The organism is Iodobacter sp. (genome assembly GCF_025352645.1).
Taxonomy (GTDB): domain Bacteria; phylum Pseudomonadota; class Gammaproteobacteria; order Burkholderiales; family Chitinibacteraceae; genus Iodobacter.
In genome coordinates this window covers 1-17,523 of the sequence record NZ_JANXSO010000108.1, presented here as the reverse complement: position 1 = coordinate 17,523, position 17,523 = coordinate 1, and the positions used below count along the sequence as shown (strand labels likewise).

General features: G+C 48.9%; 13 protein-coding genes, 1 tRNA gene and 1 pseudogene. 2 read left to right on the top strand and 13 right to left on the bottom strand.

The window, feature by feature from the left end; genetic code table 11:
• The 3 genes and pseudogenes from Q0R17_RS12585 to Q0R17_RS12575 all read right to left on the bottom strand — a co-directional run.
• Nucleotides 1–86: pseudogene (locus Q0R17_RS12585) on the bottom strand (translation initiation factor IF-3); the annotation flags it as partial.
• 87 nt (nucleotides 87–173) lie between these two features.
• The gene (gene thrS, locus Q0R17_RS12580) at nucleotides 174–2,078 is read right to left on the bottom strand and encodes a threonine--tRNA ligase (RefSeq protein ID WP_293935644.1); all 1,905 of its coding nucleotides are present in this window, start codon (nucleotides 2,076–2,078) and stop codon (nucleotides 174–176) included.
• Nucleotides 2,079–2,313: 235 nt separating this feature from the next.
• Nucleotides 2,314–2,390, bottom strand: a tRNA-Val gene (locus tag Q0R17_RS12575).
• Between the two features lie 505 nt (nucleotides 2,391–2,895).
• On the opposite strand from Q0R17_RS12575, the gene Q0R17_RS12570 reads away from it, so the two are divergent.
• Complete coding sequence (locus Q0R17_RS12570; protein ID WP_293935643.1) at nucleotides 2,896–3,597, top strand: NF038120 family PEP-CTERM protein; 702 nt, start codon at nucleotides 2,896–2,898, stop codon at nucleotides 3,595–3,597.
• Nucleotides 3,594–6,737: a S8 family peptidase gene (locus Q0R17_RS12565; protein WP_293935642.1), complete on the top strand. Its 3,144-nt coding sequence runs from the start codon at nucleotides 3,594–3,596 to the stop codon at nucleotides 6,735–6,737. The genes Q0R17_RS12570 and Q0R17_RS12565 overlap by 4 nt, the downstream gene beginning before the upstream one ends.
• Before the next feature lie 70 nt (nucleotides 6,738–6,807).
• Here the strand turns inward: Q0R17_RS12565 and Q0R17_RS12560 are convergent, their stop codons facing one another.
• From Q0R17_RS12560 to nuoG, 10 genes are all read right to left on the bottom strand, one after another.
• Nucleotides 6,808–7,158 carry a hypothetical protein gene (locus Q0R17_RS12560; protein WP_293935641.1) on the bottom strand — a complete coding sequence of 117 codons (351 nt, stop codon included), beginning with the start codon at nucleotides 7,156–7,158 and terminating at the stop codon, nucleotides 6,808–6,810.
• A gap of 76 nt (nucleotides 7,159–7,234) precedes the next feature.
• Nucleotides 7,235–7,531, bottom strand: a complete 297-nt coding sequence (locus tag Q0R17_RS12555) for a DUF2818 family protein (protein WP_293935640.1) — start codon at nucleotides 7,529–7,531, stop codon at nucleotides 7,235–7,237.
• Nucleotides 7,531–8,985 carry an NADH-quinone oxidoreductase subunit NuoN gene (gene nuoN, locus Q0R17_RS12550; RefSeq protein ID WP_293935639.1) on the bottom strand — a complete coding sequence of 485 codons (1,455 nt, stop codon included), beginning with the start codon at nucleotides 8,983–8,985 and terminating at the stop codon, nucleotides 7,531–7,533. The genes Q0R17_RS12555 and nuoN overlap by 1 nt, the downstream gene beginning before the upstream one ends.
• A gap of 97 nt (nucleotides 8,986–9,082) precedes the next feature.
• Complete coding sequence (locus Q0R17_RS12545; protein WP_293935638.1) at nucleotides 9,083–10,582, bottom strand: NADH-quinone oxidoreductase subunit M; 1,500 nt, start codon at nucleotides 10,580–10,582, stop codon at nucleotides 9,083–9,085.
• An 85-nt stretch (nucleotides 10,583–10,667) separates the two neighbouring features.
• Nucleotides 10,668–12,707, bottom strand: a complete 2,040-nt coding sequence (gene nuoL, locus Q0R17_RS12540; RefSeq protein WP_293935637.1) for an NADH-quinone oxidoreductase subunit L — start codon at nucleotides 12,705–12,707, stop codon at nucleotides 10,668–10,670.
• Nucleotides 12,708–12,723: 16 nt separating this feature from the next.
• Complete coding sequence (nuoK, locus tag Q0R17_RS12535; RefSeq protein WP_099398500.1) at nucleotides 12,724–13,029, bottom strand: NADH-quinone oxidoreductase subunit NuoK; 306 nt, start codon at nucleotides 13,027–13,029, stop codon at nucleotides 12,724–12,726.
• A gap of 14 nt (nucleotides 13,030–13,043) precedes the next feature.
• Nucleotides 13,044–13,679 carry an NADH-quinone oxidoreductase subunit J gene (locus Q0R17_RS12530; protein ID WP_293935636.1) on the bottom strand — a complete coding sequence of 212 codons (636 nt, stop codon included), beginning with the start codon at nucleotides 13,677–13,679 and terminating at the stop codon, nucleotides 13,044–13,046.
• Nucleotides 13,680–13,688: 9 nt separating this feature from the next.
• Entirely contained in the window at nucleotides 13,689–14,177 is a 489-nt protein-coding gene (gene nuoI, locus Q0R17_RS12525) for an NADH-quinone oxidoreductase subunit NuoI (protein WP_046352280.1), read from the bottom strand.
• 12 nt (nucleotides 14,178–14,189) lie between these two features.
• Nucleotides 14,190–15,236 carry an NADH-quinone oxidoreductase subunit NuoH gene (nuoH, locus tag Q0R17_RS12520; protein ID WP_293935635.1) on the bottom strand — a complete coding sequence of 349 codons (1,047 nt, stop codon included), beginning with the start codon at nucleotides 15,234–15,236 and terminating at the stop codon, nucleotides 14,190–14,192.
• Nucleotides 15,237–15,248: 12 nt separating this feature from the next.
• The coding region (gene nuoG, locus Q0R17_RS12515; RefSeq protein WP_293935634.1) for an NADH-quinone oxidoreductase subunit NuoG at nucleotides 15,249–17,523 on the bottom strand (2,275 nt) is incomplete at its 5' end.

The following is a 17,523-nucleotide window of genomic DNA, read 5'->3' as shown; positions in this document are numbered from 1 at the left end:
TCGGCCAGAGCCAAAGCCTCGGAAAGGCTGACGATACCAAGCTGCTCGCCATCCACACCCTGCAAACGTAACTCACGGGCGGTGATTTCACCGTTAATCCGTGGTTCTTTATCCTGAGAAGCTATTGTGATTCTCCAAGTCGTTCAAAATCAAAACCGTGCGACGGCCATAGGTTAAAGCTGAGGCATTTCTGATTTTAGACGCTCAACGAGCGCTTCAATCGTTAACTGCCCTAAGTCTTCACCAGTACGGCTACGCACGGCCACTAGGCCTGCCTCTTTCTCTTTATCACCAACAATTAGCTGATAAGGAAGACGTTGCAGGCTATGCTCCCGAATTTTATAGGTAATCTTCTCATTTCTCAAGTCCGCTTGAGCTCTAAAACCAAGAGACTTGAGTTTTTCGGTCACTTCTACGGCATATTCACGCTGTGCATCCGAAATATTCAGTACCACAAGCTGCGTTGGTGCTAGCCAAACAGGGAAAGCACCAGCGTGATTTTCGATAAGAATACCAATAAAACGCTCCATCGAGCCTAATACTGCGCGGTGCAGCATCAAAGGACGGTGTTTTGCGTTATCAACCCCAACATACTCAGCACCTAAACGCTCAGGCAAATTAGGATCGATCTGTAAAGTACCACATTGCCACACTCGACCTAGACAATCTTTTAATGAAAATTCAATTTTGGGGCCATAAAATGCACCTTCACCTGGCTGATACTCGAAAGCCAAGCCTTTAGAATCAAGTGCAGCGGCCAATGCAGCCTCGGCATGATCCCAGCTTTCTTCTGTGCCAACACGTTTTTCCGGACGAGTGGAAAGCTTCACCAAAATTTCATTAAAGCCAAAGTCAGCATAGACCTCTTGCAGCAAATCAATAAATGATGCGGCTTCTGACTGCACTTGCTCTTCAGTACAGAAAATATGTGCGTCATCTTGCACAAAGCCGCGCACGCGCATAATGCCGTGCAAGGAGCCCGATGGCTCATTACGATGGCAAGAGCCAAATTCAGAGAAACGTAGTGGCAAATCACGATAGGAGCGCAGGCCTTGATTAAAGACTTGAATATGTCCTGGGCAATTCATCGGTTTTACCGCGTAATCGCGTTTTTCTGACTCTGTAGTGAACATTGCATCGTGGTAGTTTTCCCAGTGGCCAGACTTCTCCCACAAGGAGCGATCCATCACCATCGGGGTACGAATTTCCTGATAGCCATGCTGATCAAGCTTCTTACGCATATATTGTTCAATCGTCTGCCACAGCGCCCAGCCCTTAGGGTGCCAAAACACCATACCTGGAGCTTCTTCTTGCATATGAAACAAATCAAGCTGCTTGCCGATTTTACGGTGATCGCGCTTTTCTGACTCTTCCAACATATGCAAGTACTGCTCTAGCTCATCTTTTTTAGCCCATGCAGTGCCATAGATGCGGGTCAGCATTTCATTTTTACTATCGCCACGCCAGTAAGCGCCCGCCACCTTCATTAGTTTAAATACTTTTAACTTAGCTGTAGATGGCACATGCGGGCCACGGCAAAGGTCAGTGAAATCACCTTCGCGATACAAGCTCAGTGCTTGATCGGCAGGAATTGACTCGATAATTTCAGCCTTATAAGCCTCGCCAATGGATTTAAAGTAAGCCACTGCATCATCACGAGACAACTCATAACGCTCAACAGGGATATCCTTTTTAGCCAATTCACTCATTTTCTTTTCGATTGCGAGCAAATCTTCAGGAGTAAATGGGCGTTTATAAGCGAAGTCGTAATAGAAGCCGTTCTCAATCACAGGGCCGATGGTGACTTGAGCGTCAGGGAACAGCTGCTTTACCGCATGAGCCAGCAAGTGAGCGGTAGAGTGACGAATCACCTCTAAGCCGTCGCTATCTTTATCGGTAATAATGGCGAGCTGAACGTCTTTATCGATCAAGTAACTGGTGTCGACCAAGGTGCCATCCACCTTCCCAGCCAAAGCGGCGCGCGCAAGACCCGCACCGATACTAGCAGCTACATCACCCACGGTAAGCGGGGCGTCGAATTGTCGTTCAGAGCCGTCTGGCAGGGTCACGATAGGCATAGTTTGTCCTGTGCTGCGCGTTAATAGAAGGGTTGAAATGCTTTCTAAAAGAGTAACAGAAGCCGTAAAAAATGAACGAAAAAAAAGTGCGGCTTACGCCGCACTTTTTATAAATCAAGCCCCACGCACTCGCCGCTAGAATTACTCTGCAGTGGTGCTAGTTCGATCCATGGGGCTTAACTCCATCTGATGCAGATATGACTTAAACTTCACAATCATACCTATTGAATTTTTTTGGTAGGGTTGGTGAGATTCGAACTCACGACCTCTTGGATGTCGACCAAACGCTCTAACCAACTGAGCTACAACCCTAGCGCTTTTAACTAATTTGCTTGTTCAGCAAGATCAGAGAGAGCGGATTCTAGATTAATTCTGCCCCCCACACAAGCAAAAATTTAAATTTCAGCCGTAAAATCTGAGCCAAAGCTAAACAGCTATAGCCCACCTCGCCACATGCAATTTATGTAATCGGCATCAAAAAAATACTTCACTTTAGATTTATTCTGTTATTTCAAACAATTACATCAACATGGTCAGCCATGGAAATATGCAGATCTTGGGCAAGGACTAGATAAGACTGCTGCAAAAGAGAGACAAATTAATAGCTTATGCTCACAACATCTGGACGCGCTGGCATTATTTGTTATTATTCACACAGCTTACTACATAAAAAAGCAATGTAAGTCGTTTCAAACACTTCTCTCCTTATAAAAATAATCGGGCAAAAAACCCATACCTGTTGGCATGTAGTTTTTATGTCTGAGTTTTGAGCACCCTACGCTGTTCATTCCAATCCAAGAGATACACAGGGAGTTATATGAAGAAATCACTCAAGATGGCACTGCTTACCGCTGCCATTGGCTTGGCCATGCCTGCTGCTCAAGCATCGCTGATTAATTTTGATACATTAAAAGGTGATGTTTTTGAAGGCGGAGATTTAATCCATGCAGACCCGCAGTTCAGTTTAAAAGTGCTGGGTGATGGGCTAGCAGGCGCGATTGCCACCAGCAGCAGCTGCGCGGTTCTTGATTGCCCAGCTGGCAATAACACCCCTTACTACCTTGGCCTAAATGATGGCGGACTGAGTATTTCCAGCCAATATGGTTTTAAGCTGAGTAGTTTTTCCAGCAGCTTTGCAGCTCCACTGAGTGCAGGTATTCCCTTTACTGTTGCTAATTTAATTGTCTATGGCAAAGGTCTTGGCGGAGAAACCTTTAGCGATAGCTTCACATTGCCTGGCCAAAATGCCAGTGGAAAATGGTCTTTTAGTGATTTTAAATACACCGCAAACAACCGTGTCTTTAAGGAAATCAGTTTTGCGGCATGCCTCACTACCACCACGGGTGAATGCGTTCCCTTTAGTAATAACCAAGCTCAATTCGGGCTGGATAATATTAATGTTACCGCCGTTCCTGAACCTGCTGAATGGCTGCTGATGGCACTGGGTCTAGCAAGTATCAGCATGGTGGTGCGCCGTAAACACAAAGCTCAGAACAACTCTGCAGGGATTGCATCATGATGAAGCGCAGCATTATCAATTTAGCCATCGTCGCTTTGCTGAGCGCCGGAGCGGCAAGCTTTGCCTCTGCAGATGAAGCACGCCTGCCGTATATTATTCAGCTAGCAGACAAACCAGCGGCTTCCTACACCGGTGACATTAGTGGCTTAAAAGCCACAAAACCAGCGGCAGGCCAGTTGCTTGATATTAATGCCTACGATGTGCAGGCTTATATCAACTATATCGAAACCAAACAAAATAATGTGCTTGCCACTATAGCGAATGCACCAGTTGTGCATAACTATCAGGTTGTTTTCAATGGCTTCTCTGCCATGCTGACCGACGCTGAAGTTAGAAAGCTTAAAAACAGCGCCGATGTTGTGGCAATTACACTTGATCAGCCACGCAGTATCCAAACTAACTACACACCTAAATTCTTAGGCTTAGATAAACCTGGTTCAGGCCTTTGGTCACAGCTCAATGGCGCTGGCAGTGCTGGTGAAAACATTATTATCGGTGTGATTGACACCGGTGTATGGCCAGAAGATCCTTCCTTTGCCGATCGCGTGAATGCCAATGGTGAGGCCACACATGATGCCAACGGCAACCAGGTTTATGGCGCGCCACCTGCATCGTGGAAAGGCTCTTGCGAAAATGGTGAAGGTTTTGCTGCAGCTAATTGTAATAACAAGCTGATTGGTGCAAAAAAATTCAGAGCACAGTACGAAGCGCTGGTTAACAGTGGCGCAAAAGTACCGCACTGGAGCGACTACAACTCTCCACGTGACAGCGATAGCCACGGCTCACATACCGCTTCAACCGCAGGTGGGAATGGCAAAGTAGCCGGAACAATTGGCGGCGCATCCATTGGTTACCTATCAGGCATTGCACCGCGCGCGCGCCTTGCTACCTACAAAGTATGCTGGACATCTAACGACCCTATTCTTGCTGCCGGAAAAAACAACTGCTATGGCGGCGATAGCATTAAGGCGATCGAAGCGGCAGTGAGCGATGGTGTGAATGTATTGAACTACTCAATCAGCGGTGGTGAGCAGCTGAATGATCCCGTTGACTTAGCCTTTTTAGCGGCAACCAATGCAGGTGTCTTTGTGGCTGCATCTGCTGGCAATAGCGGGCCCGCCAATATGGTGGCGCATATCGGCCCATGGTTAACTACCGTTGCGGCATCAACCCACGACCGCGTACAAGAAAGCACCGTTACGCTTGGCAGTAAGGTTCTTAAAGGCGGCTCGGTTAACCCAGCCCCGCTAACAGCAAACTTAATTATTGCTAAAAATGCCGGTGTGACCGACTACGCCAGCCTATCTCCTGCCAGCAAAACAGCACTCGACCGCTGCTATGGCGATGCAGATGCTGTACCTGCCGACGCAAAGCTTGACCCTGCCAAAGTTGCTGGGAAAATCGTGTTGTGCGATCGCGGCTCAACGGCACTCGTTAACAAAAGTACTGCCGTACAAAGCGCGGGTGGCGCAGGTATGCTGCTCGCCAACGTAGCAGGTGGCTCAGCAACTATTACCGCATTTTCACACGTGATTCCTACAGTACATCTGAGTGCTGCCGATGGCGTAACGGCAAAAGCCTATGCCGCTGCAGCCAGTGATGCGGCTCAAGCGGTATTTAGCAAATCAATTACAGCTTCATCAGGTAATGCACCGCTTATGGCAGATTTTTCATCACGCGGCCCAAACCGTGCGGATGCAAATGTGCTTAAGCCCGATCTAACCGCGCCTGGCGTTGATATTCTTGCCGCATCACGCCCTTTGCTTACAGAAGAGCAGCGTAATCAGGTGGCCAATGGCGCGGCAGCTCCGACTGAATGGCAATCTATGCAAGGCACGTCGATGTCTAGCCCACACGTGGCAGGTCTTGGCGCACTACTGCATCAGCTGCACCCTACATGGTCGCCTGCGGCAATTAAATCTGCCCTGATGACTAGCGCATACACCACGCTGAATGACGGGCAACCTGGCCTGCAAAATGGCTTGTTGCCATGGGCTCAAGGTGCAGGGCATGTAAACCCTAATGTTGCCGCTGATCCTGGCTTAGTCTATGACGTCAGTGCAATTGATTATGACCGCTACCTTTGCGGGCAAAATCAGCTAAGCCCAGCTAAATGCAGTGTGATCGGCAGCATTCAGCCTTACAATCTGAATGTACCTTCATTAACCACCGCCAATGTTCTCGGTAAATTTACCTTTACCCGGACGGTGACCAATGTAAGCGATCGTGCCTCCATTTATACCGCACAAGCAGCAATCAGCGGCTTTACTGCCGCAGTCTCACCAGCAACACTGAGCCTAGCCCCGGGTGAGAGCAAATCCTTTACGGTAACGCTGAGCCGCACTACTGCGCCAAGAAACGTTTATCAGTACGGCGCTCTGGTTTGGTCAGATGGCACACATACCGTGCGTTCTCCTCTAACAGCGAAGGCTAGCCTGCTAGCTGCGGTTTCACAGCTCAGCAGCGAAGAAGCGTCAGGCAGCAAGGTCATTACGATTGCCACCGGCAGCGATGGCAAACTGACCTTGACTAAAGGCGGCCTAAAAGAAGCAACACTGAGCAGCGGTGCCATTGCTACTGATTCCGGCGCAAAAGACGGTGTACTGGAATGCACGGCGGGTACGAGCACCGCTGGCGTTAAAGTCCATAACTTCAGCGTTCCGACCAACAACCTTGTTAGCCGTTTTGCTCTCTATAACTCAGACACTCAGCACGGTGGTGAAGATGACTTAGATTTACTGGTCATGAACGCTGCGGGCGTCAAAGTAGGTGCTAGCGGCAGCGATGGTTCTAACGAAACAGTGCAGTTATTTAATCTGCCTGCCGGTAACTACAAGGCTTGCATAGTAGGTTATGGGGTTAAGGGTGGTAACAGTAGCTACACCTTATCTAGCTGGATTATTAACTCTGGCGATGCCGGTGGTGAGTTTAAAGCACTGGCTCCAAGCAAAATCTACGTAGGCGGTACTGCCTCTGTAGGGTTTAGCTGGAAAAATCTGCCAGTTGGTAAACGCTATCTTGGCAGCGTTGCTTACCTGATTGATGGTGTATCACAGACTAATACCGCGCTAATGGTAGAAACCAATGACCCACTACCAACAGCAGCATCAGTCACACGCGCTGTGGGTGCTGGTATATAAATTTTAAGCTGACAAAGCAAAACGGCGAACCTGAGTTCGCCGTTTTTTTATCTGCTTTTTTTGCTACTTTTTAATAAGCACTTTCACCATGTAATACGCATTGCTTCTTACTGCATACTACGGCTGGGCGGCTCACTAAGCGGCAATCAGACAACTCACCACTACTTTTAATCTGCTCCGCTCTCTCATCATTGTATTTTTTAGCTAAGAAAGCAATCTTGTCCGCCTTGCCTTCTGCCACAGACCATGGCCAGTAAAACTCTGGCCCGCCACAAGATTTAAGCCCCAGAGCGAGTACTCGGCACTGCGTATCCTGCTCACAGCTGGCTTGGCCCATTTCCTTTTTGAGTGCTGACAAAAGATCATTCGCCGTCGCCAGCGTAGTACATAACATAAATAAGACCGCGCTCAATTTCTGCATAGGTTCACCTCTTTATGGCGGATCAGCAAACATATTTTAAACACAAAAAAGCCCAACAGCAGTTGGGCTTTTCTTATTAAATACCTGGTTTGCGCCAGAAATAACACCAGACAAACCCAGGCCAAGCAAATACGATAAACATCGCAAAAGTCGTGGCAAAGAAAGGCCAGCTCTGGGCATGCACCGGAGAAAGACGTCCCTCCAGTAATCTTGCCAATAAACCCAGCGCAATATAAAGCAGTACCAGCTCTAATAAACGCCAGTGAAAGCCCTTTACCTTTTTTGCCGGAATGCAAAAAATGATACGCTCAAAAAAGAAAGGCAGGTTGGCAGCAATAAATGCCAACCCGCACAGCAAGTACACATTATTCATTACATTGGCACGAGCGATGAAGTGACGGCTTGTGACAATACCGCCATCAGGCGATCTGGCATCAGGCCCAATACCAGTAATAACAGGCAGTTTACGGATAACACCAGCTTAGTATCCAAGCCAGCAACAATCGGTCCGGTATCTGTAGCTTCGTCAAAGTACATAATTTTAACGATGCGCAGATAGTAGAAAGCGCCGATCAGCGAGAAGATCACCGCCAATACCGCCAACCAGACATAGCCTAGATTAACAACGGCCTGTAATACCGACAACTTGGCAAAGAAACCAATAAAGACCGGAATACCTGCCATAGAAAACATCACAAACATCATCATGCACGCAAACCAAGGGCTGCGAGTGGCAAGGCCTTTGAAGTCATCAATTTTATCGGCTTCAAAGCCTTCACGGGACAGTAACATCACCATACCGAAACCGGCTGCGGCAGTCAGTACATAAACCATGGCGTAGAAAAACGATGCAGCGTAACCAATCGGGCTAGCGACCAAGATGCCTAAGAGCAAGAAGCCCATATGCGAGATGGTGGAATAGGCCATCATACGTTTCATACTGGTTTGAGCGATCGCAGTCAGATTACCAATACCCATCGAGAGTACCGACAACACCACCAACATACCGCGCCAATCAAAGGCGTAGCCTTCCATGCCTTGAGCCAGCAAGCGAATCACAAATACAAAGGCCGCTAACTTAGGAGCAGAACCAATCAACTGAGTCACTGGCGTTGGTGCGCCTTCGTAAACATCAGGCACCCACATATGGAACGGTACAGCACCTAACTTAAAGCCAATACCGGTTACCAAGAACACCAAGCCAAAGGCCGCTAACATGCGATTTGCTTCGCCGCTGGCAATCTTATGTGCAATCACAAAGATATCGAGCGAGGCAGTTGCGCCGTAAATCATCGACATCCCGTAAAGCAGCATCCCCGAAGCCAAAGCCCCAAGAATAAAATACTTCATGGCAGCTTCTGTGGATTGCACTGAATCACGCTGCAATGCCACCAAGGCGTACAAGGACAACGACAGCAACTCAAGGCCCATATACAGCGTTAAGAAATTAACGCTAGAGGCCATGATCATCATGCCTGCCAAGGCAAACAGCGTCAGAGTAAACAGTTCGCCACGGAATAATCCACGCACGATGCTGTAATCGCGGCCATAAATCAGTACCAGCGCCACACCTAAGATCATACCCATCTTGGCGAAATCAGCGATTGGATCACTAATAAACAAGCCATTAAAGGCCAGACGTGGTGAGGGCTGATAGCCATTCACAACAAGGAAAGCCGTAATGGCCAACACGAGCAGTGTTAGCACATAAGTAATGTGGCGCTTGGCATCACTGACAAACAGATCAATTAGAAGTACCGCACAGCTGGCACATAGCAGGAAGATTTCCGGCATTGCCACCCAAGCATTAAGGCTGGTCCAGGTCATTATTCAACCCTATCAAATAATAGTATGGTGGTCCGAAGGTATGCTCTACCTCTGGATAAAATCGGGGATTAATCGACAAATCCCCGACTATCGCGAATCAGTGCAATTTGCTTTGTGAAACATGCCAGATCAAATCATTAACCGACACATGCATCACATCCACAAATGGCTTCGGATACAGACCCATGCCCAGCACGGCAACGGCTAACACAGCAAGGATCAGGAATTCACGCGAGTTAACGTCTTTCAGATGCTCAACATGATCATTGGCAACTTCACCGAATAACACCCGTTTGTACATCCACAGGGTATACGCTGCACCAAAGATCAAGGTTGTTGCACCCGCAAAGGCGTACCAGAAGTTCACTTGTACCGCACCCAGAATCACCATAAATTCACCGGCAAAACCAGACGTACCAGGCAGACCCGAGTTGGCCATTGCAAACAGCATCATAAAGCTAGCGAAGATCGGCATCTTATTAGCCACGCCGCCGTAATCGGCGATCTTGCGGCTATGCACTCGGTCGTACATCACACCGATACAGAAGAACATCGCAGCAGAAACAAAGCCGTGCGAGATCATTTGCAATAAAGCGCCTTCAACCGCGTACTGGTTCATTTGCGTGCCACCGGCAAACATAAAGAAGCCCAGTGTTACAAAACCCATATGCGAGATCGAAGAATAAGCCACCAGCTTTTTCATATCGGTTTGCACAAGTGCCACTAAACCGATGTAAATCACCGCCACCAAGGACAAAGCCACAAACACCCATGCGTATTCACGCGCGGCATCTGGGGCAATCGGCAGAGCAAATCGCAAGAAGCCATAAGCACCCAGCTTCAGGGTAATCGCCGCCAACACCATCGAACCACCGGTAGGTGCTTCAACGTGGGCATCCGGCAACCATGTGTGAACAGGCCACATAGGCACTTTCACGGCAAAGGCAAAGAAGAAGGCAATCAGCAGATACGTTTGTGCTGACATATCAAGCGGCAAACGCTGGAAATCAGCAATTTCAAAACTACCGCCGGTTTTTTGATACAGGTAGATAAAGCCAACCAGCGTCAACAAAGAACCGAGCAAGGTGTACAAGAAAAACTTAATCGACGCATACACACGGCGCGGGCCGCCCCAAATACCAATGATCAGGTACATAGGGATCAGCATGGCTTCAAAGAATACGTAGAACAAGATGGCATCCATGGCGGCAAATGCACCATTGATCAAGCCCGACATAATCAGGAAAGCGGCCATATATTGCGCGGTACGCTTTTCAATAACTTGCCAACCCGCGAGGATAACCATCAGGGTGACAAAGCTATTTAAAATCACAAACAGCATCGAAATGCCATCAACCCCAAGATGGTAGTTGATATTAAAAGAAGCGATCCAAGGCTTTAGTTCTTCGAACTGCATGCCGCCATGCAAAGACTCAAATTGCGTAAAGAGCGGTATGGTTACCAAGAAACTTAGCAAAGCGCCGACCAGCGCCAACCAGCGCGCCGCCGTGGCGTTTTTGTCCCCGCCTGTCGCGAGTACTACAAGGCCCGCCACGATCGGCAGCCAGATCGCGAGGCTTAGAAGATTACCCGTCATAGTCAACCTACTTGTTAATTTAATTCGTAAGGGGGATTCGATCTACTTAAGACCTTCCCCCCCGATTCCCGGCAAGATGCCGGCTTTAGGCCAGCAGGCCAGCAATCCACCATGTCATCAGACCAATTGCACCGATAATCATGGCAAAAGCGTAGTGGTAGATATAACCCGTTTGCAATTTACGCGCCGTTGCTGAAATCAAGCCAACCAGCTTAGCCGTACCATTGACGAGTAAACCATCGATGATAAAAGTGTCACCGACTTTCCAAAACAGCGTACCAAGAACACGGCCACCTGCAGCAAAACCATTGATATACAGGTGATCCATGTAGTACTTCTCGTCCAGCAATTTCTTGATGCCGATAGAAGTAAAGAAGCGATCCAGTGCCGCAGGGATACTTGGCTTCACTAAATAGAAGTACCAAGACATCACTACACCCGCTAGGGCTAGCCAAAATGGCATGCTCATTAAGGAATGAATACCCATTGCCGCTGCGCTATGGAACTCTTCTTTCAGCACTTCCATCGCAGGATGTGCTTCGTGATTAACCGTAATCACGCCCTTGAAGAAATCACCGTAGAGCATAGGCTCGATGGCAAAGTAACCAATCGCCAAAGATGGAATCGCCAACATCACCAACGGCAAAGTCACAACCCAAGGTGTTTCATGAGGTTTGTGGCCAGGAGCCAAGCCATGATGATCATCATGACCATGATCATCCGCGTGAGCCGCATCATGACCATGATCGTGCGCTTTACCGAAACGCTCTTCACCGTGGAATACCAAGAAGTACATACGGAAAGAATAGAAAGCCGTTACAAATACGCCCGCCACTACAGCGAAGTACGCAAAGCCCGCACCCGGCAGATTAGATGCAGCAACTGCTTCAATAATCGAATCTTTAGAATAGAAACCCGACAAGAACGGCGTGCCGATCAATGCCAAGGAGCCAATCAAAGAAGTAATCCAGGTAATCGGCATGTATTTACGCAAGCCACCCATCCTGCGGATGTCTTGATCGTGATGCATACCAATAATCACTGAACCTGCAGCCAAGAACAGCAGTGCTTTAAAGAATGCGTGCGTCATCAGGTGGAATACCGCCACCGAGTAAGCCGACGCACCTAAGGCAACCGTCATATAACCCAGCTGTGACAATGTTGAATAAGCCACTACGCGCTTGATATCGTTTTGGATAATCCCAAGGAAACCCATAAACAGCGCAGTGATCGAGCCAATCACCATCACAAAATTCAGCGCAGTATCTGATAGCTCAAATAATGGCGACATGCGCGCCACCATAAAGATACCTGCCGTCACCATCGTTGCTGCGTGAATCAGCGCGGAAATCGGTGTTGGGCCTTCCATCGAATCAGGCAACCAAACATGTAGCGGGAACTGAGCCGATTTACCCATCGCGCCGATAAACAGCAAGATGCAAGTCACTGACATCAAGGACCAAGTCACATTCGGGAACAAGCTAATGGTGGCGTCTTTCAGCTCAGGCGCTTTGGCAAATACATCGACGTAATCGAGCGAGCCAAAGTAAGCCAGTACCAAGCCAATCCCGAGTAGGAAACCAAAGTCACCCACGCGGTTGATCAAGAAAGCCTTCATATTGGCGAAAGTTGCCGTTGGCTTTTTAAACCAGAAACCGATCAAGAGGTAAGAAACCAAACCCACCGCTTCCCAACCAAAGAACAGCTGAACGAAGTTATTCGCCATCACCAGCATCAGCATTGAGAAGGTAAACAACGAGATATAACTAAAGAAACGCTGATAACCAGGGTCTTCCGACATATAACCGATGGTGTAGATATGCACCATCAAGGATACAAAAGTCACCACACACATCATCATTGCGGTGAGCTTATCGACCAAGAAACCAACGTTAAAATCAACGCCATTAACGGTCAGCCAAGTGTAAACCGTACCGTTAAAATTATCGCCACCTGAAACCAAGTGGTTTAAAACATAAGCCGACATCAGAAACGAAGCAGTAACACCGCCAATCGTGACGATATGTGAGGCTCGCCGCCCGATCGCCCAGCCAAACAGGCCTGCGACCAGCGCTCCAAACAGGGGAGCCAGCGGGATTAAGAGATAAATCGTTTTCATATCCATTTGTAATCCAGTCCCCTTAACCCTTCAGGCTGTCGAGATCTTCGACGTTGATCGATCGTAGATTGCGGAATAACACAATCAGGATCGCCAGCCCGATTGCAGCTTCAGCCGCGGCCACCGTCAAGATAAAGAACACGAAAATCTGCCCTGCTGAATCGCCCAAAAACTGCGAAAAAGCAATGAAATTCATATTCACCGCAAGCAACATCAACTCAATCGCCATTAACAGTACGATGAGGTTTTTGCGGTTCATAAAGATACCGAAAATACTGATGGCAAATAAACAAGCCGCCAGTACAAGATAATGCGTCAACTCAAGCATGAAATATCTTCCCCTTAGGCTGCTGGTTTATCGTCGCTGGCAGGAACTTCTGCCAGCTCTTTCACGGTTGTGGCCATCTTAACGATGCGCAAACGATCACTGGCTTTCACACGAACTTGATCACCCGGATTAATATATTTGCTGCTCTTACGCTTACGCAGCGTCAGGCCAATGGCGGCAATCATACCCACCAACAAAATCACCGAAGCAAGCTGGAATGGCAAGAAGTACTGGGTATAAATCAAACGGCCCAATTCATGCACATTGCTGTAACCCGCTGGATGATCAATGATAGCAGCGCCATTCAGCTGGCTTGCACCATGCGTAATCACTAGTACCATTTCCAGCAGCATAGTTCCGGCTACCAAACCTGCAATTGGGGCGAACTTCCAGAAGCCTTTACGCAGCTCCTCAAAGTTGATATCCAGCATCATCACCACAAACAGGAACAGCACCATAACGGCGCCCACATAAATCAGCACCAAGGATACAGCGAGGAACTCGGCCTTCATTAGCATCCACAGCATGGCGGCGGTAAAGAAAGACAAAATCAACAGCAGTGCGGCTTGTACTGGGTTTTTAGTAGTCACAACGCCAAGTGCAGAAATCAAGAGCACTAAGGCGAAGAAACAAAATAGAGCTTGTGTCATGTCCACCCCTTAACGGTACTTAGCGTCTTGCGCTTTGCGTTCTGCAATTTCGCTCTCGTACTTATCACCAACAGCCAGCAACATCGGCTTGGTGTAGTAGAGATCGCCCCGTTTTTCGCCGTGATATTCAAGAATATGCGTTTCCACGATGGCATCCACTGGGCACGCTTCTTCACAAAAACCACAGAAAATGCACTTGGTCAGGTCGATGTCATAGCGTGTGGTGCGGCGTGTGCCGTCCTCACGCTTATCAGACTCAATCACAATCGCCTGAGCTGGGCAAACTGCCTCGCAAAGCTTACAGGCGATGCAACGCTCTTCGCCATTGGCGTAGCGGCGTTGCGCGTGCAGGCCGCGAAAACGCGGGCTATACGGTGTTTTTTCTTCCGGAAACTGCACTGTGATCTTGGTCTGGAACATATGGCGACCGGTCAGCATCAGACCTTTTACCAATTCCACGAGCAAGAACGTTTTAAAGAAATAAGCAATCTTTTCCATTGTCGGTCCTGTTTATTTCCAGAGAGACAGCGGCGTTTGCATCCAAGCGCCCACTACCACAATCCAAATCAAGGTCACTGGAATAAAAATCTTCCAACCCAAACGCATCAGCTGATCGTAACGATAGCGAGGGAAAGTAGCGCGGAACCACAAGAAGCAGAACAGCATAAAGGCTACTTTTAATACCCACCACAGTACCGACGGTGCGCCCAAAATGCCCCAGCTTGCAGGGAACGGGCTTAACCAACCGCCAAGGAACATGATTGAAGTCATGGCTGAAATCAAAATCATATTGGCGTATTCGGCCAAGAAGAACAGTGCAAAGCTCATGCCCGAATATTCGACCATATGACCCGCAACAATTTCTGATTCGCCTTCGGTCACATCAAACGGTGCGCGGTTGGTTTCAGCCACACCAGAAATAAAGTAGATCACGAACAAAGGCAGCAGCGGAATCAAGTTCCAAGACAGAATAGAACCACCTGCCATACCTTGGCCCTGCTGATTAACGATTTCGGTCATATTTAAGCTGCCCGAAACCATCATCACGCCAACTAGAGCAAAACCCATAGCCAGCTCGTAAGAGATCACCTGAGCCGCAGCGCGCATCGCACCCAAAAAGGCGTACTTAGAATTAGATGCCCAGCCCGCCAGAATCACGCCGTAAACGCCCATTGAAGTAATGGCCATCACGTAGAGCAAGCCCACGTTTACATCCGATAAAACATAGCCTGGATAAAACGGCACTACGGCCCAAGCCGCCAGTGCCGGTACCAGAACCATAATCGGCGCTAAAAAAAACAGACCGGTACTGGCCGCTGATGGAGAAATAATTTCTTTCAGTAGCAGCTTTACACCGTCAGCAATCGGCTGCAGCAGACCAAACGGACCGACCCGATTTGGGCCGATACGAATCTGCATATAACCAATGACTTTACGTTCGGCCAGAGTCAGGTAAGCCACCGCGCCCATTAAAGGCGCAACAATGCAAACGATCTTCAGTAAGGTCCAGAGGACAAATGCGATCTCTGCGCCGAACAACCCTTGTAACATTTCCATATGGGGCGCCCTTTAAGCTTTAGAAACCGACAGGCTGCTATACATGCCAGCAAGCTCTCGCGTCGCGGAATGGCTAGCTACCACACGAATCACATGGTCTGCGAGGCCGTTATCCAGCTCAGCAAACAAGGAAACAGTTGCACCGCCCTGCTCAACTTTTGCTAGATCATTCACAGCCAAGCCCAATGCCGACAGCGTTGCCGCATTGGCTTTTAGCGCAGGAACAGCGGTGCTTGCTTGTAAGCTTTGCGCACGGCGAACCAAGCTGTCTGCCTGATACATAGGCACTTCGCCTAAGCGAACTAGGCCACTAGCAGCGCGAGCCTTAACGGCAACGGCAGCAGCCGGTGCGTTGTTGAGGCGAGCGGCTGTATCGCCAGCAAGGGCTTCATCACGAATCTGTTCTGACGATTCGTAATCAAAGCCATTAAAGCTAAGCACATTGCCTAAGACGCGGAATACTTTCCAAGCTGGGCGAGTCTCGCCAAGTGGCCGCACTACGCCGTTAAAGCTTTGCGGCTTGCCTTCCATATTCACAAATGTGCCCGATGTTTCAGAGAACGGTGAGATCGGCAGAATCACATCAGCAAAATCTAGTGCGCAGCTATTGAAGGCTGACATCACGACAACCATTTCAGCGGACTTCACTGCCGCCAGTGCTTCTTGGCCGTTGTGTGTATCAAACTCGGTTTCAGCGTTTAACAGTACATACGCTTTTTTCGGTGTGGCGAAGACATTGCCGCCAACCGTTGCACCGATCAGCTGAGCACCCACGGTATTAGCCGCTTCACTCATCACACCCAGCGTTGCGCCAGTTAGCTCAGCCAATGCAGCAGCTGCAGCGTAAAGCTCTGCAGCGCGTGGATTATGCGTTGCGATATTGCCTAGCAATACGGCTGATTTACCCGTTAGCGTTGCGGCAATAGCGCGCGCTGCGTCAGTGACTTCAACGCCAGCCAAATCGATATGCGTAGGAATAGTCTTGCTGCTATCCGCTTCAACCACGGCCTTAATAACGGCCAGCACGCCTTCAACCAGCTGATCAGGTCGAACAACAGCTTGCGCGGCTACTTTAGTCAGCAAATCATCGCTATGCACATTCACCAAAGAAAGCTTCATGCCTTTCTTCACTGATTGACGCAAGCGTTGTGCCAGCAAAGGTTGCTCTTGGCGTAATGATGAGCCAATCACCAGCACCGCTTCAGAAGCAGCCAAATCAACAATCGATTGGCCTAACCAAGTAGCGCCGGTCGTATTCAGGCTAAAGTCTGCGTTACGTAAGCGAGTTTCGACGTTATCTACACCTAAGCCTGCCATAAGTTTACGCAGGATAAACAGCTCTTCAACCGTGCTGTGGGGCGTTGCCACAGCAGCAACAGAGGCAGCGCCGTGATCTGACACCACTTGCTTCAGGCCATTGGCTACGTATTCAAGCGCAGTTTGCCAGTCAGTAACTTGCCAAACACCGCCCTGCTTAATCATTGGCTTTTGCAGACGCTCGCTACTATTTAGCGCTTCGTAAGAGAAGCGATCACGATCACTCAGCCAGCATTCATTAATGGCTTCGTTTTCCAGCGGCAATACACGCATTACTTTGTTGTTTTTTACCTGCACAACTAGGTTGGAACCCAAACCATCGTGCGGGCTTACCGATTTACGGCGCGATAATTCCCATGTGCGGGCGGAGTAGCGGAACGGCTTGCTAGTCAACGCGCCAACTGGGCAAAGATCAATCACATTACCGGAAATTTCTGACTTAACCGCCTTGCCAACAAAGGACATGACTTCGGTAAATTCACCGCGGCCCGCCATACCCAGCTCTTGGAAGCCAGCAATTTCTTCGGTAAAGCGAACACAGCGGCTGCAATGGATGCAACGCGTCATATCAGTAGAAATCAACGGGCCTAGGTCTTTATTAACCACAACACGCTTTTCTTCTGTGTAACGCGAACCGGACTGACCGTAGCCAACCGCAAGATCTTGCAGCTGGCATTCGCCACCTTGATCGCAAATCGGGCAATCCAGCGGGTGATTAATCAGTAAGAATTCCATCACCCCCTGCTGCGCCTTCACGGCCTGATCAGAGTGGGTCCAGACTTTCATCCCGTCAGTGACGGGGGTTGCACAGGCTGGCAAAGGCTTAGGCGCTTTCTCAACCTGAACAAGGCACATACGGCAGTTTGCGGCAATAGACAGCTTTTTGTGATAGCAGAAATGCGGGATATGCACGCCAACCGAATTGGCTGCGTCCATTACCGTGCTACCACCTGGCACTGTCAGTTTCTTA